The sequence below is a fragment of the Streptomyces sp. NPDC058401 genome, from assembly GCF_042722885.1.
Taxonomy (GTDB): domain Bacteria; phylum Actinomycetota; class Actinomycetes; order Streptomycetales; family Streptomycetaceae; genus Streptomyces.
Map to the genome: position 1 here is coordinate 32,598 of NZ_JBHXKA010000042.1, position 21,179 is coordinate 53,776.

Sequence of the window (21,179 nt, forward strand, 5' to 3'; positions counted from 1 at the left end):
CGGGCGCGGGCGCCCCGGAGTTGGCGCAAAGGCGACGCCGCCGAGGGGCAACCGACTTGTCATGCCCGGACCGATTCGGTAACCCTCTGCGGAGACGCCGTACTTCCGGGGGGAACCACACATGACGTCCGCACTCCTGGCCCTGGCCTTACTCGCCGCCCTGGCGGGCCCGATCCTGCTGCGCCTGCTCCGCCACCCCGGCTTCGTCACCGGCCGCGACGGGCGCCTCTCCACCTCGACCACGCTCGCCCTGGCCTGGACGGTGATCCTGCTCTGGCTGCTCCTGGCGACCCTCGGCTACGGACTCACCGCGGGCGGCGGTGTTGCCTGGTTCCAGGGCCCGGAGGGCCCCCTGTCCTCGCTGACGACCGTCTACCTCCCGCTGCTCGGGGGCCCGTACGCCGCCCTGATCGCGGCCAAGGCGGTGGTCGGCATGCGGGTGGAGCGGGGCTCCATGGCCAAACCGCCACCCAAGGGCACCGAGCGGCGCCCGCTGCGCGACCTGATCGCGAACGACAGCGGGCGGACCGACCTGGTCGACCTGCAGTACGTGGCCCTGAGCGCGGTCACGATGCTGTACGTGGTGGCGTTCTTCGTGACGGACGTGGGCGCCGGGCTGCCGAAGCTGCCGTCGGAGATGTGGGCGCTGACGGGGGCGCCGGCCGGCGCCTATCTCCTGAACAAGGTGGCGGTGCGGGACAATCCGGTGATCACGCGGGTCTCCGTGACGGAGGGTCTCCTCGCCGTCGAGGGCGGCGGCTTCGGGGACGCCCCCCTGGTCGAGGTCGACGGCACGGCCCTGCCGACCGCGGTCACCCCGGCCGGGACCCTGGCCGTGGCCCTCCCCGCGACGGTTCCGCCCGCCTTCACCGTGGTGGTCACCACCCGCGGCCTCCGCAGCGACCCGTCGCCGTACCCGGCGCAGCCGTCCCGACCCGGCGGTCCCGTTCCGCTGCGCGGGCCTTGAGTCCCCTACCCGCCCTTCCACCGTTCCCAGGGCTCCGCCCTGACCCACCGCACCCGGGCTGCGCCCGAGCCCCTGGGGCTCCGCCCCAGACCCCGGGAGCGGCGGTGTGCGTGCCCGTGCGGGTCAGCCCTCTGCCGGGGCGCGGCCCGTCAGGGCGGCCAGGCTGGAGCGGACGTGGTTCATGTGGGCCCGCATCTCGTCCTGGGACTCCCCGTGTTCCCGGAGGATCCGCTCCGTCTCCCGGCCGACCCGCTCCTCGCGCACCCGCGCCTCCGCGATCAGCTCCGCCGCCCGCGCCTCCGCGTCCTCCTGCCCGTGCCGCGCGGTCTCCTGCGCCTGCGCGAACGCCCGCTTCGCCTCCGCCAGCCGGGATTCCGCGTACCGCTCCAGCTCGGCGTGCCGGGACTCCAGCTCCGCCGTCCGCGCCGCCAGCTCCCGCTCCGCCGTGTCCCACCGCTCCGCGTGCTCCTGCTCGCGCTCCGCGAGCAGCGTCTCCGCCCGGCGGGCCGTGTCCGCCAGCGCCGTCTGCGCCTCCGCCCGCCAGGCCGCCGCGTCGTCCCGTGCCTCGGTCCGCGCGTCGTCCGCCTCGCGCCCCGCCCGCAGCAGCAGCTGGCGGGCCCGGACCTCGGTCTGCTCGCGGACCGCCTCCGCGTCGCCGCGCGCCAGGTCCGCCACCCGGTCGGCGTGCGCCTCGGCGGCGCCCGCCGTCGCCAGCGCGTCCGCCCGCGCGTCGCCCCGTAGGGTCTCGGACTCTTCCTCGGCCAGCAGCAGGATCCGGCGGGCGCGTTCGCCGAGCTCCTCGTACGTCTGCGGGGCCAGTCCGGAGACCTCCACGCGCAGCCGCTCGGCCTCGGCCTCCAGCTGCTGGGACAGCACGGTCAGCCGGGCCACTCGTTCCCAGGCCTCGTCCCGGCTCCCCGACAGCCGGGCGAGGTACCGGTCCACCTCTTCGGCCCGGTAGCCACGGCCACGCACGGTCGTAAAGGGTGCACTCATCCTGGAAGCGCCTCTCTCGCGGGGGTTCCTGTCAAGGATGCGTCATTTGCTCCCGGAAGCCCGAATGGCCGGGCCGAGACCCTGTTCGAGGGTCACGACCCGGCCATCCGGATGAAGGCAGGCCCCGCGGAGGATCCGTGCGAGATCAGCAGGAACCGGTCAGAGGAGGCCGTCCCACATCTGCTCCAGCAGTACCGACCACCAGTTCTCCGGCGACGCGAGCGCCGCGCTGTCCAGCCCCGCCAGATTCGCCTGGAAATCGACGGTCCAACGGCCTGCCTGCTCCGGTGTCAGATGCTGGCGCAGCCGCCACATGTGACCCAGCATCGCCAGGGACCGCACGAACTGCGGCAGCGAGGAGTTCACGAACTGCGGGGGCACCGGCGCCCCGCCCGGACCGCTCTCCACCGGCACCGCCACGATGTGCGCGGTGCCGTACTGGACGCACAGCGCCTTGCCGAAGTCGCTGCCGACCACCAGGTACGAGCCCGCGTCCGAGGCCGGCTGCACCTGCCGCTGCGCGGCCAGTTCGGCGAGCGTCGGCAGCGGGGCACCCGGTACGGCCTGGGCCCAGAAGAACGGCCCGAAATCGACCGGCAGTCCGGACCACATCAGCGTCTGCGCCACGATCTCCGGCACACCCTGCCGGGACACCGCGCGCTGCTCGAAGCGGAACACTCCCTGCGGCCCGAACGCCCCCGCCAGCTCCTGCGCGATCGCGTCCAGCGGGATCGCCGGCTGCAACGGCACCTGCGGCGCCGGCACGCGCACCGGCGCGGGGCGCGCCGGGCCGTCCGCCACCTGGTGCAGTTCGCCCTGGTGGGTCAGGAGGTGCCGCATGCCCTGCTGCCGGCCCGCGTGGTCCGTGCCGTACGGGGCCACGCTGGTGATCCGGACCTGCGGCCAGGTCTCCCGGATCATGCGGGCGCAGTAGCCGCCGGGCAGTTCGCACGAGGCCAGCTCGGTGTGCAGCTCCAGCACCTGCTGCGGGGGCACGTTCATCGCCCGCAGCTCGTACAGGATCTGCCACTCCGGGTGCGGGGTGCCGGGCGCGGAACGGCGGATGAGCTGCTGCTCGGAACCGTCGGGCGCGCGGTAGCGCAGCACGGCCTGGTAGCCGGGACCGACCGTGGGCACCCCGGGTGCGGGGGCCTGCGGCGCCGGTACGGGTGACTGCGGCGCGGGGCCGGGAGGCACGGGCGGGCCGGGCTGCTGCGGTCCACCGGGACCGGCCAGCATGGTGGCGGCGTAGGCGTCGCCGCGCCCGCCGGACGCCCCGGACGACCCGGGAGCACCCGGAGCCCCCGGCGGGCCGGGAGGCGCGGGCGGCTGACCCGTCACGGCCGGACCGGCCAGCATCGTGGCGGCATGGTCCAGCCCGCCACCGGGCAGGCCGGGGGGCCCGGGCGGACCGGGCGGCTGCCCGGCTCCGGGCGCGCCGGGCGGACCGGGCGGCCGAGGTCCGGCGGGACCGGCCAGCATGGTGGCGGCGTGGTCCAGCCCGCCGCCGGGAACCCCGGGAGCACCCGGCGGACCGGGAGGCGCGGGCGGCTGACCCGTCACCGACGGACCCGCCAGCATCGTGGCGGCATGGTCCAGCCCGCCACCGGGAGCACCGGGAGCCCCGGGGGCTCCGGGCGGGCCGGGCGGGCCGGGCTGCTGCGGCCCGCCGGGACCGGCCAGCATGGTCGCGGCGTACGAAGGCGCCTCCGCACCGCCGCCCGGCGCACCGGGCGGACCCGGCGGGGTCACGGGGGCGGGTGTCCCGGGCCGGTTGACCCGGGCCTTGCTCGTCGGGGCGTCGGCGATGTCCCCGCCGGACACCGCACCGGGACCGGAGTCCCGACCGGGACCCGGCGCCGACCCCTGCCCCGGCCCGGACTGCGGGTCCAGCGCGGGCACGACGGCGGTCTTCGGCAGCTCACTGCCCCTGGGCATCAGGGTCGTGCGCGCCTCCGGGCCCGGCCCCGAGGACGCCCGGGCCTCGTCCAGGTCCGACCCGGACAGCGGCGGGGCGAACACCGTCGCCGGCAGCGGTACGGACACGGAGTCCGCACCGGGGTTCACGTCGGTCCCGGCCCAGGGCGTGGCCCCGGTCGGGACCGCAGCGGGCACCCCGTCGTTGGCGGTCGGCTCGTAGGGGACCTCTCCCCCGCGCCGCAGGGGCACGGGCTCGGGCTCCGCCTCCGATGGGCTCCCGGAAGAGCCCGGCCCCGAAGAACCCGGCCCGGAAGCGGCCGGGGCCGCCTGCCCGACCGGTACCGGAGGGGCCGCGGGGGCGTGCGGGGCCGGCGGGATCCCCGCGCGGTCCGCCGCCTCCTGGAGCCACTCCGGCGGGCTCAGCATGAAGGAGGTCTGCTCCGAGTCGATGCGCGGCACCGGAACCGAAGCCTCGGCCTGCGCGGCCGACGCCCCGTACTCCTCCTCGTAGCGGCGGATCACCTCACCCACCGGCAGGCCGGGCCAGAGCGTCACCTCCCCGCTGTCCCGCGCGATGACGAGCCGCTGCCGGCCGCCCCCGGACACGGGGCCGGCGGGGCGGTCCTCCGCCCACACCACGAAACCGAGTCCGAACTCCCGTACGCGCACCTCGCGGTGCTGGTACGCGGGCACGTCCCCGTTGATCCATTCCTCGGCGCGCTCCTGCGCCTGCGCAAACGTCACCATCGCGCCGTCACCCCTCCACCGGTGCCGATGCCGGCCCGGCACCCGGAACCGAACGTCCGGCCGAACCGGCACCCGAACCCTGACCCGTCACGGGAACCGAGCGTGCGAATCCGCCGTCCACCATCAGACCGGCCACCGTTTCCAGTTCCGGCGGATTGCCCGCCAGCCGTTCCAGGAAGGCGTCGAAATCCGTACCGCACGGCAGCAGCAGCCGCTCCACGCGTTCCTGCACCGACCAGCCGTCCTGGTCGCGCGCATCGTCGTACGGAGAGAACCAGACCGAGCCGACGGCCTCCCCGCGCACCTTCACCGCGAGGAGCCCGCCCTGGGCGAAGGCCACGCAGAGGTAGTCCTTCGTCAGGTGGTCCCGCAGGCACTTGTTGACGTAGACGAGGTCGTTGACCGCCGCCTCCTCGCGCACCGTGAAGAACGGCTGGTCCACCAGAAGTCCCAGCTCCACGTCGAGCCCGGTGCCCACCGGCGCGCAGCCGCCCGCCGCCTTCAGGAAGGAGCGGTACGCCTCCGGGAGCCGGTAGCCGAGGTCCTCCTCGACGCCCTGGACCTGCTGCTCGGACACCGAGACCACCGTCTTGGGCAGCCCCAGGTGCACCGGGCGCACCTCCTGCAACGGCCGCGTCCCGCGCTTGCCGTGGTCCACCGCCGCCGTCGTCAGACCGGCGTGGTGCCTCAACAGGGACTTCACCTCGACCGGGACGAGCTCCATCCGGCGGGTGCCGGACACGTGGTGCCAGGTCCAGCCGTGCGGGGTCGACACCGGGCCGACCGTGTCCCACAGTTCGTGGCCGGTCGCCCGCATGGCCGCGTTCGCGGACACGCAGTCGGTCAGGCGCAGCTCGTCCACGCCGAAGCCCTCCGGGGGCTCGGCGATCTCGACGGCCGCGCGCGCGTACGCGGCGAAGTCGGGATGTCCGTTCGCGCCGATCCGGACTCCGTGGGGATGGCGCGCGGCCCGGACGGGGTCCGGGAAATGCACGACCTGCCCCGAGTAAGCGGCGTTGGGTGGCGCGGCCTGATGCCCGAGCCGACCTGTCGTCATGGCGGTAGCCCCCTGCTGGATCTGGCTGGTTCACCACAGCCTATGTGCTCCGGCCGGGAGGTCACCCGCGCGTGTGCGGGGACCCCGCGGGACGGGCGGGAAGATCCGAATTGATACGAATATTCGACCCCGCTTCCACAGGCCGGGAGACATTTGACAGGCTGTCCCCACAGCACGGGGGCGTGCGCGACAGCGGTCAGCACCGCGGCCACGGGAGGGAAAGCGCAACCATGCAGAACACGGCAACACGTACAGCAGCGGCCGACGCCCACTCAGGAGGCGCGGGAGCCCCGGGATCCGCGGGCCCGGCGGGCCCCGCGGGAGCCGGCGGACCTGCCGCCGTCCCGGCGCAGGCCGGTGCCGCGGCCGACCCGGGCTCCGGCGATCCCAGGCTGCGCTGGGGCGGCGGCGGGGACGGCCGGCCCGCCGTGCCGACGCTCCGCTTCCGCCGTGACGGGATCCTGCCCACCGTGGCCGCCGCCCTGTCCGTGCGCGGGGAGACCCTCACCGGCACCGCCGGCAAGGCCGACCTGCCGCCCGTACTGCACGCGCTCGTCCAGGATTTCCTCGACACCCTCACGAGCGGCCAGCGCGAACGTTTCACCGGCCGATGTCCGGAGGCGATCCTGCTCTCCCGGCACCTCGCCACCGTGGAGGGCGCCCGCAGCAAGCGCGCCTCGCGCAAACCCCTCACCCCCAGCGAGGCCCGCCGCTCGCTGAAGCACTCCAAGATCACCGCCCGCCGCATCCGCGAGGACGGCGACCCGCTCCACGGCAGCTACGCACCTCCCTGCCGCTCCTGCGAGGCCCTCCTCGCCCACTTCGGCGTCCGCCCCGTCGACCTCTCCCACCCCGAGTAGCCGCCATGACCACCGCTTCCGCTTCGTACGCCCGTTCCTCGGCCACCCGCTTCCCCGTCGCCGTGGACTCCGCCCTGCGCACCGCCGGCTGGGAGCCGGGCCGCTGGGACATCAAGCAGGCCGAGTACTGGGCCGACGCCCTGCGCGACCACACCACCCCCGCCGGGCACCGGCACACCGTCTTCCCGGCCGCCGTCGAGGCCTGGGCGGAGTTCGGGAACCTCACCCTCACCGCCCCGGGCCCCGGCCGCCAGATCGCGCCCACCGCGATACGCATGGACCCCCTCACAGGGCTCCACCTCGCCCGCACCTTCGCGGACCTCGGCCGCGCCCTCTCCACCCAGCTCTGCCCGCTCGGCATCGAGGCCGACGGAACGTCCCACCTCGCCCTGGACCGCGAGGGCCGCGTCTACTGCGTGGACCACACCGGCGACTGGTACCTCGGCGCGAGCCTCGACGAGGCCCTCACCCTCCTCCTCACCGGCCTCCAGCCGACCCGCCTGACGACGGACCCGGGCGCCTAGGGACGCACTGGCCCCAGCCCTAGCCCTCCAGCCGGGGAAGCTGCTCCCCTTCTCCCGGGTAGCGGCCCTCCTCCAGCCGGAAGAGGTACGCCCGCAGATCGGCGGCGAGCCCGCCCTCCAGGTACGCCCGGAACTCCCGCGCGCCCGCGGCGGCGTCCCGGTCGGCGGGATGGACGCTGTCCGCGTACTCGGCCAGCGTGAGCACCAGGTGCTCCTCGACCCGGCCCCGGCCGGCCCACCACCGGCGCACCGACTCCGGGGTCCACCAGCGGTCCCCGTCGTACGCGTACTCCTGGAAGGGCTCCTCGTCGGCGGCGTTCACCACCTCGCGCACCTCGGCCGGGCTCCGCGGCTGCCGGAACACGTACTCCAGGCTGCCCTCGGTGCTCGCCGCGTACATCACGTTGCGGGGCGCGTTCAGCCGCCCGGTCCAGCACGTGTCCGTCTCGCCCGTGTAGAAGGGCCCCGGCACGTTCAGCCAGAGCCTCTTCTCCCAGCGCCCCTGGAACAGCTTGCGGTCCTCGTCCGTCAGCTCGGCCACCGGATCCCAGCCCACCGTCATCCCCCACTTCCCCCTGTCGCCCCGCGTCACGGACGCGGGAGCCGCTCCCCGGCCCCCGGATACCGGCCTTCCTCCAACCGGAAAACATACGCCCGCAGATCAGCCGCGAGGGCGCCGCCGTCCAAGTAGGCGCGGTACTGCCGCACACCGGCAGCCGCGTCCGTGCTCTGCGGATCCCGCGACGGCGCGAGCTCGGCCGCGGCCGCCGCCGGATCCCAGGCCGTTCCCCGCTACCCCCGTTCGCCCGGCAGGACCGCCGAGACCTTGAAGCCGCCCTCGTCCGTCGGGCCGGAGACGAACACGCCGCCCAGGCGCAGGACCCGCTCGCGCATGCCGACCAGGCCGTTCCCGCCGCTCGGCAGACCCGGCTCGGCGGCCTTGCCGTCGCAGGGGCCGTTCTCCACCTGCATGGCCACCTCGCCCTCGCGGTGCGCCAGGCGTACGACGACGCGTGCGCCCGCGGCGTGCTTGTGGCAGTTGGTCAGCGCCTCCTGCACCACCCGGTAGGCGGTCTGCTCCACCTCCGCCAGGTACGCGGAGTACTCCCCGCGCACGTCCAGCTCCACGGTCATCCCGGCCGCCCGGGACTGTCCGACGAGCACCTCCAGCTCGGCCAGCGTCGGCCCGTCCTCGAAGCTCCCCACCAGCGCCACCGGCGCCGTCACGGCCGCCGGCCTGGGCGCCTCCGCCCGCAGCACGCCGAGCATCTCGCGCAGCTCCGTCAGGGCCTGCCGTCCCATGTCCCCGACCAGCGCGGCGTTCTTCGCCGCCTTCACCGGGTCCTTGGCGGCGATCGCCTGGAGCGCCGCCGCGTGCACCACCATGAGCGACACCCGGTGCGCCACGACGTCGTGCATCTCCCGCGCGATCCGGGTCCGCTCCTCCGTACGGGCCCACTCGGCCCGTTCCTCCGCCCGGTCCGCGAGCAGCGACAGCTCCCGCTCCAGCGAGTCCGCCCGCTCCTGCAGGCTCTCCATCAGCCGCCTGCGGGCCGCCGTGTACAGCCCGAACAGCACCGGCGGCACGGTCAATGCCACCGCCACGAACACGGACAGGGTGATGAGGATGGTGAAGCTGACATCGGGTTCGTTCCTGGTCCTCAGGTACATCACCACGAAGGTCGCGGCCAGCGACATCGACGCCAGGGTCGCGGTGATCCGCCGGGGCACCTCGGAGGCGGCGAGCGTGTACAGCCCGACCACCCCGAGCATGAACCCCATGGCCGCGGGCGACACCGCGATGCCGACCAGCACCACGAGGACCGGCCAGCGCCGCCGCAGGATCAGCACGGACCCGATCAGCAGCCCGAACAGCACCCCGGCGAAGACCGGGATCCCGGCCTCGTGGGCGAAGTCGACGCCCTCCACCCCGCACTCGACGGCGGACACCGCCCCGAGCCCCACGTCCAACACGGCCGAACCGCGCCGGTCCCACCACAGGGGCCCGTCCCGTCCGGCCCCCGCCCCTCCCTGCTCTTCCCCCGTACTGGTCATGCGGTCCAGCCTACGCAGCGGCCCCGGTCCGCAGGCGACGGGAAATCCCGCTGAAGGGCTCGGTTTTGTACCGTCGCATTCAGGGCGCCCGGTGCGGCATAGTAGGTCCCGTCGGCTCGACCACCAGGGCTCTATGTCCGGTTCAGTCGATTAATCCCCTGTGGTGTAATTGGCAGCACTGAGGCTTTTGGTGCCTTATGTTCGGGTTCGAGTCCTGACAGGGGAGCCCACGGTCCGGGTCCTGACTTTCACAGTCGGGACCCACCCTCGTTTAGGGCCTCAAACCCACCGGTATCCTTCACGGGTCCACCACCCGAAGCCGAAGGGCACACCCGTGAGCGCCAATCGCCCGGCAGCCGTCGTCGTACTCGCAGCGGGTGAAGGCACCCGCATGAAGTCGGCCACACCCAAGGTTCTGCACGAGATCAGCGGGCGCTCGCTCGTCGGTCACGTCGTCGCCGCCTCCCGCGAGCTGGACCCCACCCACCTCGTCGTCGTCGTCGGGCACGCCCGCGAGCAGGTCACCGCGCACCTCGCCGCGATCGACGCCGACGTCCGCACCGCGGTCCAGTACGAGCAGAACGGCACCGGGCACGCCGTCCGGATGGCCCTCGAAGAGCTGGGCGACCGGCCCGCCGGCACCGTGGTCGTCGTCTGCGGCGACACCCCGCTGCTGACCGGCGAGACCCTGGCCGCACTGACGGCCACGCACGAGGCCGACGGCAACGCCGTCACCGTGCTGACCGCCGAGGTCCCCGACTCCACCGGGTACGGCCGGATCATCCGCGGCGCCGACGGGGCGGTCACCGCCATCGTCGAGCACAAGGACGCCACCGACGCCCAGCTCGCCATCCGCGAGATCAACTCCGGGGTCTTCGCCTTCGACGGCGCCCTCCTCGCCGACGCCCTCGGCAAGGTCCGCACCGACAACAGCCAGGGCGAGGAGTACCTCACCGACGTGCTCGGCATCCTGCGCGAGGCCGGCCACCGCGTCGGCGCGGCCGTGGGCGCGGACCACCGGCAGATCCTCGGGATCAACAACCGGGTCCAGCTCGCCGAGGCCCGCGCACTGCTGAACGCCCGCCTGCTGGAGCGCGCCATGCTCGCCGGCGTGACGATCGTCGACCCGGCGACCACCCTCGTCGACGTGACGGTGACTTTCGGCCAGGACGCGATCGTGCACCCGGGCACCCAGCTGCTCGGCACCACGCACATCGCCGAGCACGCCGAGGTCGGCCCCAACACCCGCCTGAAGGACACCCGCGTGGGCGCCGGCGCCCGCGTGGACAACACCGTGGCGGACACCGCCGTCGTCGGCGCCTCGGCGAGCGTCGGCCCCTTCGCGTACCTGCGTCCGGGCACGAACCTGGGCGCGAAGGCCAAGGCCGGTACGTACGTGGAGATGAAGAACGCCACGATCGGCGAGGGCACCAAGGTCCCGCACCTCTCCTACGTCGGCGACGCGACGATCGGCGAGTACACGAACATCGGCGCCGCCAGCGTGTTCGTCAACTACGACGGTGAGCACAAGCACCACACGACCGTCGGCTCACACTGCAAGACGGGTTCGGACAACATGTTTGTGGCTCCCGTCACCATCGGGGACGGCGCCTACACCGCCGCCGGCTCCGTGATCACGAAGGACGTGCCGCCCGGCGCCCTGGCCGTGGCCCGTGGCCAGCAGCGGAATATCGAGGGCTGGGTGGCCCGCAAGCGTCCGGGAAGTGCCGCCGCGACCGCGGCCCAGTCGGCGGTCCACGAGGACTCCGACGAACGCTGAGGTGAACTGACCGGAAACGGCTACGCCCGAGACGGCGTACCGTGATAGGTGAACGCAATTCGGCTGGCTCACCGTGTGCGGGACGGACGCACATGGGGGCGAGCAGCTTTCCCACGTCTGAGGAGACAGTGCTGTGACCGGGATCAAGACGACCGGCGAGAAGAAGCTGATGCTCTTCTCCGGCCGCGCCCACCCCGAGCTGGCCGAGGAGGTCGCGCACCAGCTCGGTGTCGGCCTCGTGCCGACCAAGGCTTTCGACTTCGCGAACGGCGAGATCTACGTCCGCTTCCAGGAGTCGGCGCGTGGCGCGGACTGCTTCCTGATCCAGAGCCACACGGCTCCGATCAACAAGTGGATCATGGAGCAGCTGATCATGATCGACGCGCTCAAGCGCGCGTCGGCACGCTCCATCACCGTGATCGTCCCGTCCTACGGGTACGCCCGCCAGGACAAGAAGCACAAGGGCCGCGAGCCGATCTCGGCCCGCCTGGTCGCCGACCTGCTGAAGACCGCGGGTGCCGACCGCATCCTCACGGTCGATCTGCACACCGACCAGATCCAGGGCTTCTTCGACGGCCCGGTCGACCACCTTTCGGCCCTGTCGGTCCTCGCGGACTACGTCGGTGCCAAGGTCGACCGCTCCAAGCTGACGATCGTCTCCCCGGACGCCGGCCGCGTGCGCGTCGCCGACCGCTGGTGCGACCGCCTGGACGCCCCGCTGGCGATCGTGCACAAGCGCCGCGACAAGGACGTCGCCAACCAGGTGACCGTCCACGAGGTCGTCGGTGAGGTCAAGGGCCGCGTCTGCGTCCTGGTCGACGACATGATCGACACCGGTGGCACCATCTGCGCCGCCGCCGACGCGCTCTTCGCGCACGGCGCGGAGGACGTCATCGTGACGGCCACCCACGGCATCCTGTCGGGCCCGGCCGCCGACCGCCTGAAGAACTCCAAGGTCAGCGAGTTCGTGTTCACGAACACCCTGCCGGACCCGTCGGACCTTGAGCTCGACAAGATCACGGTGCTCTCCATCGCCCCGATGATCGCCCGCGCCGTGCGCGAGGTCTTCGAGGACGGCTCGGTCACCAGCCTGTTCGAAGAGCAGCAGTAGGCACGTCCGCTCCGCGCTAGATCATTTTTGGGTACGGCCTCCCCTCCGGGTACACTCCTCGAGTTGCTCGGCGAGGGAGGCTGTACCTGTTTTTGGATTTTCCAAACAGGTCTCCGGTACTCCGTTATCGACGCGCTCTTCGTAGCAGGCCGTGTTCCGGCCGGGTGACTGTCGTCCATTTCCGTCACCCCACGAGGAGTGAGCATGTCCGAGATCAAGCTTGCCGCGAAGGTCCGCGAAAACTTCGGCAAGGGCTCTGCCCGCCAGGCCCGTCGTGACGCCCTGACCCCCGCGGTCATCTACGGCCACGGCACCGACCCGAAGCACGTCAACGTCGACGCCCACGCCCTGGCGCTGGCGCTCCGCACCCCGAACGTCCTGCTCTCCCTGGACATCGAGGGCGCCGGCACCGAGCTGGTCATCCCGAAGGCCGTTCAGAAGCACCCGCTGAAGCGCTCGATCTCCCACGTCGACTTCCTGATCGTCAAGAAGGGCGAGAAGGTCACCGTCGACGTCGCGATCGTCACCGAGGGCGAGCTGGCCCCGGGCGGCAACATGCTGGAGACCCTCCAGAACACCATCTCCGTCGAGGCCGAGGCCACGCACATCCCGACCGAGGTCACCGTGTCCATCGCGGGCCTGGAGGCCGGTGCCACCATCACCGCCTCCGACCTGGTCCTGCCGGCCGGCACCACGCTGGCCGTCGACGGTGACATCGCCGTCCTGCAGGTCATCGGCGCGGGCACCGAGGAGCCGGCCGCCGAGGGCTCCGAGGCCTGAGCCTCACCGCTCACCCTCAGCACTTGCTGAACGACCGCCGTCCGGCTCCACTGGAGCGGGACGGCGGTCGTCTTCGTATAAGGAGCTTTTGATGTCGGACGACGCGGCGCCCTGGCTGATCGTGGGTCTCGGGAACCCGGGTGCGGAGTACGCGGGCAACCGCCACAACATCGGTTTCATGGTCGCCGACCTGCTGGCGGAGCGGATGCGCGGCAAGTTCAAGGCGCACAAGGCGCGCGCCCAGGTGGTCGAGGGCCGGATGGGCCCGCCCGGACCGCTGAACCGGCGCGTGGTGCTGGCCAAGCCCCTGTCGTTCATGAACCTCTCCGGCGGCCCGGTGACGGCGCTGCGGGACTTCTACAAGGTGCCGCTGGACCGGATCGTCGCGGTCCACGACGAGCTGGACATCGACTACCCGACGCTGCGGCTGAAGCTGGGCGGCGGGGACAACGGCCACAACGGGCTGAAGTCGATGACCAAGGCGATGGGGCCGGACTACCACCGCGTGCGCTGCGGCATCGGCCGGCCGCCGGGCCGGATGCAGGTCGCGGACTTCGTGCTGAAGGACTTCTCCTCCACGGAGCGCAAGGAGCTCGACTGGTTCGTCGACCGTTCGGCGGACGCCGTGGAGTGCCTCGTCCAGGAGGGCCTGGAGCGCGCGCAGTCCACGTACAACAGCTAGTACGGGATACGACGGAGCCCCCGCCACCGGATCGATCCGGTGGCGGGGGCTCCGTCGTACGCCGTCGTACCTCGTGCGAAGGGGTCAGCCGGTGTTGCGCAGGCCGGCCGCGACGCCGTTGACGGTGAGGAGCAGGGCCCGGGACAGGATCGGGTCCGCCTCCTCGCCGCGCTCGGCGGCCGCCCGCTGGCGGGCCAGCAGGGAGACCTGGAGGTAGGAGATCGGGTCCAGGTAGGCGTCGCGGACCGCGAAGGTCTGCTGGAGGACCGGGTTGGAGTCGAGGAGCTTCTCGCCCCCCGTGATCCGCAGGACCTCGCGGACGGTCAGCTCGTGCTCGGCCTCGATGCGGGCGAAGACGTGCTTGAGCTCGTCGGGCACCAGGGTGTCGACGTAGTGGCGGGCGATCCGCAGGTCCGTCTTGGCCAGCGTCATCTCGACGTTGGACAGGAAGTTGCGGAAGAAGTGCCAGCGCTCGCCCATCTCGGTCAGCGCGTCGCCCTGGCCGGCCTCGCGCAGGGCCTTCAGGCCCGAGCCGACCCCGTACCAGCCGGGGACGATCTGGCGGGACTGGGTCCAGCCGAAGACCCACGGGATGGCGCGCAGGCCGTCGAGGCCCGCGCCCGAGTCGGGGCGGCGCGAGGGGCGCGAGCCCAGGTGCAGGTCGGCGAGCTGGTCCACGGGGGTGGCGGCGAAGAAGTACGCCGGCAGGTCCGGGTCCTCGACCAGCGCGCGGTACGCGTCGTGCGCGGCGTCGGAGACGGTGTCCATGGCCGCGTCCCAGCGGGCCAGGTCCTCGTCGGACTGGCGCGGGGCGGTGTGCAGGGCGGAGGCCTGGAGGGTGGCCGCGACGGTCAGCTCCAGGTTCTCGCGGGCCAGCGACGGTACGAGGTACTTGTCGGAGATGACCTCGCCCTGCTCGGTGACCTTGATCTCGCCCTCCAGGGTGCCCCAGGGCTGCGCGAGGATCGCGTCGTGCGAGGGGCCGCCGCCGCGGCCGACGGTGCCGCCGCGGCCGTGGAAGAGGCGCAGGCGCACCCCGTAGCGGTGGGCCACGTCGCGCAGCCGGCGCTGGGCGCGGTGGATCTCCCACTGGGAGGTGGTGATGCCGCCGAACTTGGAGGAGTCGGAGTAGCCGAGCATGACCTCCTGGACGTCTCCGCGCAGCGAGACGAGGCGCCGGTAGGAGGGGTCCGCGAGCATCTCGTCGAGGATGACGTCGGCGGCCTTGAGCTCGTCGGTGGTCTCCAGGAGCGGCACGATGCCGATCTTGGCCCAGCCGCCGTGCAGGTCGATGAGACCGGCCTCGCGGGCGAGGACGGCCGCGGCGAAGACGTCGTCGGCGCCCTGGCACATCGAGATGATGTAGGACTCGATGACCTCGGGGCCGAACTTCTCGAAGGCGTCCTTGATGGCGCCGAACACGCCGAGGGTCTTCTGGCCGGCCGCGTCGAGCGGGGCCGGGGTGGGCGCCAGCGGGCGGCGGGAGCGCAGCTCCTTGGCCAGGAGGCGGCCGCGGTAGTCGCGGGGCATGTCCGCGTAGCGCCAGGACTCCTCGCCGAGCCGGTCGAAGAGCTGACCGAGCGCGTGGTGGTGGGCGTCCGCGTGCTCGCGCACGTCCATCGTGGCGAGCTGGAGGCCGAAGGCGGCCAGCGTGCGGATGGTGCGGTCCATGCGGCCGTCGGCGAAGAGCGCGCCGCGGTGCTCGCGCAGGGAGGTCTGGATGAGGGTGAGGTCGGTGAGCAGCTCGGCGGTGCCGAGGTAGTCGCGGCCTTCCTCGTGCGGGATGCCCTTGGCGAGGCGCTCTCGGGTGTTGAGGAGCTTCTGCCGGATGCAGGTGGCCTTGAGGCGGTACGGCTCCTCCGCGTTCAGCCGCTTGTAGCGCGGGCTGATCTCGGGGAGGCGCTCCAGGTCGGCCTGGAGGGAGGTGAGGAGTTCCTCGGTGGCGCCGGTGTAGCGGATGGAGTTCGACAGCAGTCCGCGCAGGAAGTCGATGAGTTCCAGGGCGTCGGTGATGCCGTGCTCGTGCTGGAGGATCAGCACGTCCCGGGTCACGTCGGGGGTGACGTTCGGGTTGCCGTCGCGGTCGCCGCCGATCCAGGTGCCGAAGGTGAGCGGGCGGGTGCCGGCCGGGATCTCGATGCCGACGCGCTGGAGCTCGGCGGCGAGGTCCTCGAGGACGTCGCCGACGGCGCCGGCGTGCAGCTCGTCGAGGTAGTAGATGGCGTTGCGGGCCTCGTCGGCGGGCTCGGGGCGGACCACGCGCAGTTCGTCGGTCTGCCAGACGAGGTCGATGTTCTCCGCGAGGCGCAGGTCGTGGCGGCGGCGCTCGCCGGCGCCCGAGACGGGCTCCTCCAGGAGGGCCGCGATGCGGCGCAGCTTGTTGAGGACGCTGCGGCGGGCCGCTTCGGTGGGGTGCGCGGTGAAGACGGGGCGGACGTTGAGGTTCTTGACCGTCTCGCGCAGGTGCTCGGGGTCCGCGTCCTTGAGCATGTCGGCGGTGCGGGCCAGCAGGCCCCCCTCGGCGGCGCGGTGGGCGCGCAGCTCCTTGCCGCGGTGCACCTGCTCGGTGACGTTGGCGAGGTGGAAGTAGGTGGAGAAGGCGCGCACCAGCTTGGCGGCGGTCTCCAGGTCGGTGTCGCCGAGCAGCTCCGCGGCCGCGATGCCGTCGGTGCGCGTGAGGGCTCGGACGCGTTCGACCAGGTCGAGGAGGTCCTGGCCCTCCTGGCGTACGAGGGTCTCACCGAGGAGGTCGCCGAGGCGGCGGATGTCCGCGCGCAGCTCGGCGTTGGCCGCGCCGGCGGGGGACGTGGCCGGGGCGGTGGTCGAGTGGGCCTGGTCGGCACTGCTCACAGGTGCGGCTCCTTGCAGTGTTTCGAGCGCTACTGGGAGGTGGGCCCCGGATGCGCGCGGTGGTGCCCGCCCGGACCTGGGTCCGGCGGTGCCACCGCTCCTGATGCGCAGCTCGGGCTGCCCGTGCGGACCGCGCTGTCCGACGACACCAGGATAGGTGGCCCGTACCGGTGACCAGGTCCCTGTGTCACCAGGCGGGACGACGGCCCTGGGACTCGGGCCGATCGGCCCTGTAACCAGCGCCTTGAGGACGGGATCGCAGCGCGCTCCTCTTGCCGCGGGGGGGACCTTTGCCATACTTACGTTGCCGTAGGTTACGCACCCGTAGGGATGTGTGGCCGGGCGGCGCGCCTGCCGACTCCCTCACCCTCAGGGGACACACCTATGACCATCAGTCCCGACGTGATCGAGGACGCCTCGGCGTCTTCCGGCGCGTCCGCGCCGTCCGCGACCCTCGGCGGTGAGAGCAAGCGGTCGGTGGAGCAGATCGCACTGCTGCTGTTCATCACCGTGCCCTTCCTCGCCCTGCTGGTGGCCCTTCCGCTCGCCTGGGGCTGGGGGGTGAGCTGGCTGGACGTGGGCCTGATGGTGTTCATGTACTTCCTGGCCTGCCACGGCATCACGATCGGCTTCCACCGGTACTTCACGCACGGTTCCTTCAAGGCGAAGCGGCCGCTGCGCATCGCCCTGGCGGTCATGGGCTCGATGGCGGTCGAGGGCCCCCTGGTGCGGTGGGTGGCCGACCACCGCAAGCACCACAAGTACTCCGACCACGAGGGCGACCCGCATTCGCCGTGGCGCTTCGGCGAGACGGTGCCGGCCCTGATGAAGGGCCTGTGGTGGGCGCACATCGGGTGGCTCTTCGACGAGGAGCAGACCGACCAGCAGAAGTACGCCCCGGACCTGATCAAGGACCCGGCGATCCGCCGCATCTCGCGCGACTTCATCTTCTGGACGATGTTCTCGCTGGCGCTGCCGCCGCTGGTCGGCGGTCTGGTGACGATGTCGTGGTGGGGCGCCTTCACGGCGTTCTTCTGGGGCTCCCTGGTCCGGGTCGCGCTGCTGCACCACGTGACGTGGTCGATCAACTCGATCTGCCACGCGGTGGGCAAGCGCCCGTTCAAGTCCCGCGACCGCTCCGGCAACGTGTGGTGGCTGGCGGTGCTGTCCTGCGGCGAGTCCTGGCACAACCTGCACCACGCCGACCCGACCTCGGCCCGGCACGGTGTGCTGCGCGGCCAGGTCGACTCCAGTGCGCGCCTGATCCGCTGGTTCGAACAGCTGGGCTGGGCGTCCGACGTCCGCTGGCCGTCCGAGGCCCGCATCGACGCCCGACGCAAGGAAGAAGTGTCGAACGCGGCATGATGGGGGACGTGGGAAACGACGGCAGCAGTTCCAGCAGCGAGAAGCCCAGGCGCAGCCGCCGGGTCCGGATGACGGGCGCGGAACGGCGTCAGCAACTGCTGGACATCGGCCGCACCCTGTTCGCCGAGAAGGGGTTCGAGGGCACCTCGGTGGAGGAGATCGCGGCGAAGGCCGGAGTCTCCAAGCCGGTGGTCTACGAGCACTTCGGCGGCAAGGAGGGCCTCTACGCGGTCGTCGTGGACCGCGAGATGCGCCAGCTGCTGGACGGGGTGACGGGCGCCCTGACGGCCGGGCACCCGCGGGAGCTCCTGGAGCAGGCGGCCTTCGCGCTGCTGGACTACATCGAGAACTACACGGACGGCTTCCGGATCCTGGTCCGGGACTCCCCCGTGGCCCAGTCGACGGGCACCTTCGCCTCGCTGATCAGTGACATCGCCACGCAGGTCGAGGACATCCTGGGCCTCGAATTCAAGGCCCGCGGCTTCGACCCGAAGCTGGCCCCGCTGTACGCGCAGGCGCTGGTCGGCATGGTCGCGCTGACCGGGCAGTGGTGGCTGGAGACCCGCCAGCCGAAGAAGGCCGAGGTGGCGGCGCACCTGGTGAACCTGTCCTGGCACGGACTGGAGAACCTGGAGGCGAAGCCGCGACTGGTGGGCCACCGCAAGAAGTGAGCCCGCAGCTCGCGCGTACGACGGCGCCCCGTCACCGGAGATCCGGTGGCGGGGCGCCGTCGTGCGGGGCGTCAGGCCTGCTGCGAGCCCTGGGCGTGGTCGACTCCGGTGAGCATGCTCAGGGCTCCTTGCGGGCGACGGCGAAGATGCGGCGGAACGGGAAGACGGTGCCGCGGGGGCCCGTGGGGTAGGCCTCGCGGAGCAGGGTGCGGTACTCGGTGAGGAAGGCCTCGACTGCCTCCTCGTCGTCGGCCAGTGCGGTGAGCACGGGCCGCAGCGCGGTGCCCTTGACCCAGTCCAGCACCGGGTCGGGGCCCTGGAGCAGCTGGTAGTAGGTGGTCTCCCACACGTCGGCGTCGCAGCCGAGCTCGGTGAACCGCTCCAGGTATCCGGAGGGTTCGAGGATGTGGATGTAGCGGGCTCCGTGTCCGGCGAGCCGGGCCCGCCAGCGCGGGGTGTCGCACAGCTCGGCCAGGATCCGGTGGCTGGGGGCGGTGAAGTTGCCGGGGATCTGGAAGGCGAAGGTGCCGCCGGGGCGCAGTCCGTTGATCCAGGGGGCGAAGGATCCGGCGTGGCCGGGGACCCACTGCAGGGCGGCGTTGGAGACGATCAGGTCGTAGGGCTCCTCCGGGAGCCAGTCGGCGAGGTTGCCGTGACGGAAGTCGAGCTCTCCTCCGCCGCCGGTGGGGCCGGCGTACTCGGCGTCGGCGCGGTGGAGCATCTCCGGGGAGAGGTCGTAGCCGGTGATGTGCGCGGCGGGCCAGCGGTCCGCGAGGAGCGCGGTGACGTTGCCGGGGCCGCAGCCGAGGTCGGCGATGCGGGCGGCCCGGGTGGGCAGCTCGGGTATGCGGCCCAGGAGGTCGAGGAAGGGCCTGGCCCGGTGGCCCGCGTGCCGGAGGTACTGCTGCGGGTCCCAGGTGGGGGCGGCATCCGTGGGGTTCGTGGGGGATGTCGACGCCGGAACCCTGGCCGGCGCGGTATCGGAATGCATGTTCGAGCCTCCTTGCTGGCAGTGCGGTGGGAAGCGGAAGCTTCTCCGGCCCCCTCCATGCCCCATGGTGGCGGAATATATATCTCGACGTCAAGATACTCTAGATCGAGATACTCGATTTAAAGAGACTTCACGTCGACAGACCCTTTACACTGATCGGCATGGAGGACGAGGTCGACCGACTGGTCGCGGCATGGCGGCGGGAACGCCCTGACCTCGACGTGGAACCGCTCGAGGTACTCAGCCGCGTCAGCAGGCTCGCGCGGCATCTCGACCGTGCCCGCCGGCTGGCCTTTTCCGAGCACGGCCTGGAGCCCTGGGAGTTCGACGTCCTGACCTCGCTGCGGCGGGCCGGTGCGCCCTACCAGCTCTCCCCCGGCCAGCTGCTGACGCAGACCCTGGTGACCTCCGGGACCATGACCAACCGCATCGACCGGCTCGCCAAGAAGGGCCTCGTCGAACGGCTGCCGGACCCCAACGACCGCCGCGGGGTCCTGGTGCGCCTCAGCCCCGAGGGCCGCGACCGCGCCGACCAGGCGCTCGCCGGCCTGCTGGCCCAGGAACGGGCGATCCTGGCCCAGCTCTCGCGGACGCAGCGCGGCGACCTCGCGGGCCTGCTACGCCAGTTGACCGCTCCGTTCGACAACATCCCCGGCTAGTCCCTGCCCCGGCAGTCCGGGCAGGTCCGCGGGCCGTACGCCGGCCCGCCGGGCCAGGGCGACCGCCGCGAGCGTGGAGTGCACGCCCAGCTTGCCCAGCACGTTCTGCATGTGGGTGCGGACCGTGTGCGGGGAGAGGAACAGCCGCGCGGCCACGTCCTTGCGGCCCAGCCCCGCCACCATGCAGCGCAGCACCTCGTGCTCCCTCGGCGTGAGGGACTCCACCAGCCGTTCGCTGTCGGTACGGTGCTTGCGCGCCGCGGTCAGTTCGCGGAGCACCCCGGTGAGCAGCGCGGGCGGAAGGTGCGTCTCCTCGCGCAGGACCCCGCGGATCACGGCCAGCAGCCGCGAGAGCGAGCAGTCCTTGGCCACCCAGCCCGAGGCTCCCGCCTGGAGCGCCAGGGCGGCCCGGCGGGCGTCGTCGCGCTCGGCGAGCACGACCGTGCGGACCTCCGGATGGGACACCCGTACGCCTGCCACCAGCGCGATCCCGTCGGCGGCGGGCGGGGCGGAGCCGGACTCCCGCTGGACGGGAACGCCCGCGGGGACGGCGGCCAGGTCGGAGTCGACCAGCAGGACGTCGAAGCGACGGCCCTCGGCCGCCGCGCGTTCGAGGCAGCGCAGCGCGGCGGGGCCGCTGCCGGCCGCGGAAACGTCCACGTCCGGTTCGGCCGCGAGCGCGGCGGCGAGAGATTCGGCGAAGATGCGGTGATCGTCGACCACGAGTACCCGGATACGGACCACAAAACCCCCAAGGGTCGGGGAACGGACGACTGCGGGTACGACGCCCGGACCGGGTGATCCGCAGGCGCCTCGGCCGCCGCCGTGACATCTCTGCACTACCCCGGACCGGACGTCGTACCCGACTTGTCTCGACCCCTGAATCAACACCGGCCCCCACCGGTGTCACGCATCAGCGTAGGGCCGGGGTCGGCTCGTGGTTGGCCGAATTGCAGAAGTTTTCCGAGCGATTTTCCGGCGAGGCGCATCCGGAAGGGCTCGGGTGTGGCTTGAAATCGACTGCTTTCCTCCAGCGGAACCGCCGTTCCGTCCGGTGGTGTGCCGCGGGCAGTTGCACGGGGTGTATTTCACTCGGCGTGCGCACGCCGGGCGCCCGCGCGCAGCGCCCGCCAAGGGCGCGCCCCGAACGCACGCACGCCCCCG

The 21,179-nt window shown here is 72.4% G+C and carries 18 protein-coding genes and 1 tRNA gene; 11 read left to right on the forward strand and 8 right to left on the reverse strand.

From position 1 onward, the window contains the following. The first annotated feature begins 121 nt into the window (after positions 1 to 121). Positions 122 to 967 carry a hypothetical protein gene (locus ACFWNV_RS17810; RefSeq protein WP_383947387.1) on the forward strand — a complete coding sequence of 282 codons (846 nt, stop codon included), beginning with the start codon at positions 122 to 124 and terminating at the stop codon, positions 965 to 967. Positions 968 to 1,090: 123 nt separating this feature from the next. Here ACFWNV_RS17810 and ACFWNV_RS17815 read toward each other — a convergent pair whose 3' ends face one another. The 3 genes from ACFWNV_RS17815 to ACFWNV_RS17825 all read right to left on the reverse strand — a co-directional run bounded on the left by ACFWNV_RS17815 (position 1,091) and on the right by ACFWNV_RS17825 (position 5,687). Next, positions 1,091 to 1,963 (reverse strand): DivIVA domain-containing protein, encoded by an 873-nt coding sequence (locus tag ACFWNV_RS17815; protein WP_383947390.1) that lies wholly within the window; start codon positions 1,961 to 1,963, stop codon positions 1,091 to 1,093. A 159-nt stretch (positions 1,964 to 2,122) separates the two neighbouring features. Beyond that, entirely contained in the window at positions 2,123 to 4,630 is a 2,508-nt protein-coding gene (locus tag ACFWNV_RS17820) for an SUKH-4 family immunity protein (protein ID WP_383947393.1), read from the reverse strand. A 7-nt stretch (positions 4,631 to 4,637) separates the two neighbouring features. Beyond that, positions 4,638 to 5,687 carry an SMI1/KNR4 family protein gene (locus tag ACFWNV_RS17825; protein WP_383947396.1) on the reverse strand — a complete coding sequence of 350 codons (1,050 nt, stop codon included), beginning with the start codon at positions 5,685 to 5,687 and terminating at the stop codon, positions 4,638 to 4,640. A 230-nt stretch (positions 5,688 to 5,917) separates the two neighbouring features. On the opposite strand from ACFWNV_RS17825, the gene ACFWNV_RS17830 reads away from it, so the two are divergent. Next, entirely contained in the window at positions 5,918 to 6,547 is a 630-nt protein-coding gene (locus ACFWNV_RS17830; RefSeq protein ID WP_383947399.1) for a YwqJ-related putative deaminase, read from the forward strand. Between the two features lie 5 nt (positions 6,548 to 6,552). Further along, a complete protein-coding gene (locus ACFWNV_RS17835; protein ID WP_383947402.1) occupies positions 6,553 to 7,071 on the forward strand; it encodes an SUKH-3 domain-containing protein in 519 nt (172 codons plus the stop codon). Positions 7,072 to 7,090: 19 nt separating this feature from the next. Here ACFWNV_RS17835 and ACFWNV_RS17840 read toward each other — a convergent pair whose 3' ends face one another. Further along, positions 7,091 to 7,633 (reverse strand): hypothetical protein, encoded by a 543-nt coding sequence (locus ACFWNV_RS17840; protein WP_383947405.1) that lies wholly within the window; start codon positions 7,631 to 7,633, stop codon positions 7,091 to 7,093. A 230-nt stretch (positions 7,634 to 7,863) separates the two neighbouring features. Beyond that, a complete protein-coding gene (locus tag ACFWNV_RS17845; RefSeq protein ID WP_383947407.1) occupies positions 7,864 to 9,126 on the reverse strand; it encodes a sensor histidine kinase in 1,263 nt (420 codons plus the stop codon). A gap of 154 nt (positions 9,127 to 9,280) precedes the next feature. Here ACFWNV_RS17845 and ACFWNV_RS17850 point away from each other — a divergent pair. From ACFWNV_RS17850 to pth, 5 genes are all read left to right on the forward strand, one after another. Beyond that, positions 9,281 to 9,352, forward strand: a tRNA-Gln gene (locus tag ACFWNV_RS17850). Between the two features lie 108 nt (positions 9,353 to 9,460). Then, a complete protein-coding gene (glmU, locus tag ACFWNV_RS17855) occupies positions 9,461 to 10,906 on the forward strand; it encodes a bifunctional UDP-N-acetylglucosamine diphosphorylase/glucosamine-1-phosphate N-acetyltransferase GlmU (RefSeq protein ID WP_383947410.1) in 1,446 nt (481 codons plus the stop codon). 133 nt (positions 10,907 to 11,039) lie between these two features. Beyond that, entirely contained in the window at positions 11,040 to 12,017 is a 978-nt protein-coding gene (locus ACFWNV_RS17860; protein WP_112451977.1) for a ribose-phosphate diphosphokinase, read from the forward strand. Positions 12,018 to 12,221: 204 nt separating this feature from the next. Further along, the gene (locus ACFWNV_RS17865) at positions 12,222 to 12,797 is read left to right on the forward strand and encodes a 50S ribosomal protein L25/general stress protein Ctc (protein ID WP_383947414.1); all 576 of its coding nucleotides are present in this window, start codon (positions 12,222 to 12,224) and stop codon (positions 12,795 to 12,797) included. Between the two features lie 91 nt (positions 12,798 to 12,888). After that, on the forward strand, positions 12,889 to 13,479 hold the full coding sequence (gene pth / locus ACFWNV_RS17870) for an aminoacyl-tRNA hydrolase (RefSeq protein WP_383947418.1): 591 nt from the start codon (positions 12,889 to 12,891) through the stop codon (positions 13,477 to 13,479). 84 nt (positions 13,480 to 13,563) lie between these two features. Here pth and ppc read toward each other — a convergent pair whose 3' ends face one another. After that, positions 13,564 to 16,329, reverse strand: coding sequence for a phosphoenolpyruvate carboxylase (gene ppc, locus ACFWNV_RS17875; protein WP_383947421.1), 2,766 nt, complete (start codon positions 16,327 to 16,329; stop codon positions 13,564 to 13,566). Between the two features lie 384 nt (positions 16,330 to 16,713). On the opposite strand from ppc, the gene ACFWNV_RS17880 reads away from it, so the two are divergent. Together ACFWNV_RS17880 and ACFWNV_RS17885 are read left to right on the forward strand one after the other, a co-directional pair. Continuing rightward, entirely contained in the window at positions 16,714 to 17,694 is a 981-nt protein-coding gene (locus ACFWNV_RS17880; RefSeq protein ID WP_383947424.1) for an acyl-CoA desaturase, read from the forward strand. Then, a complete protein-coding gene (locus tag ACFWNV_RS17885) occupies positions 17,691 to 18,365 on the forward strand; it encodes a TetR family transcriptional regulator (RefSeq protein WP_383947427.1) in 675 nt (224 codons plus the stop codon). The genes ACFWNV_RS17880 and ACFWNV_RS17885 overlap by 4 nt, the downstream gene beginning before the upstream one ends. A gap of 118 nt (positions 18,366 to 18,483) precedes the next feature. On the opposite strand, the gene ACFWNV_RS17890 is transcribed toward ACFWNV_RS17885, so the two are convergent. Then, positions 18,484 to 19,356, reverse strand: coding sequence for a trans-aconitate 2-methyltransferase (locus tag ACFWNV_RS17890; protein ID WP_383947430.1), 873 nt, complete (start codon positions 19,354 to 19,356; stop codon positions 18,484 to 18,486). A 161-nt stretch (positions 19,357 to 19,517) separates the two neighbouring features. On the opposite strand from ACFWNV_RS17890, the gene ACFWNV_RS17895 reads away from it, so the two are divergent. Next, complete coding sequence (locus tag ACFWNV_RS17895) at positions 19,518 to 20,015, forward strand: MarR family winged helix-turn-helix transcriptional regulator (RefSeq protein WP_243335294.1); 498 nt, start codon at positions 19,518 to 19,520, stop codon at positions 20,013 to 20,015. Here the strand turns inward: ACFWNV_RS17895 and ACFWNV_RS17900 are convergent. Then, positions 19,974 to 20,759, reverse strand: coding sequence for a LuxR C-terminal-related transcriptional regulator (locus ACFWNV_RS17900; protein WP_383947433.1), 786 nt, complete (start codon positions 20,757 to 20,759; stop codon positions 19,974 to 19,976). The two genes, ACFWNV_RS17895 and ACFWNV_RS17900, sit on opposite strands and share 42 nt — an antisense overlap. Positions 20,760 to 21,179 lie beyond the last annotated feature (420 nt).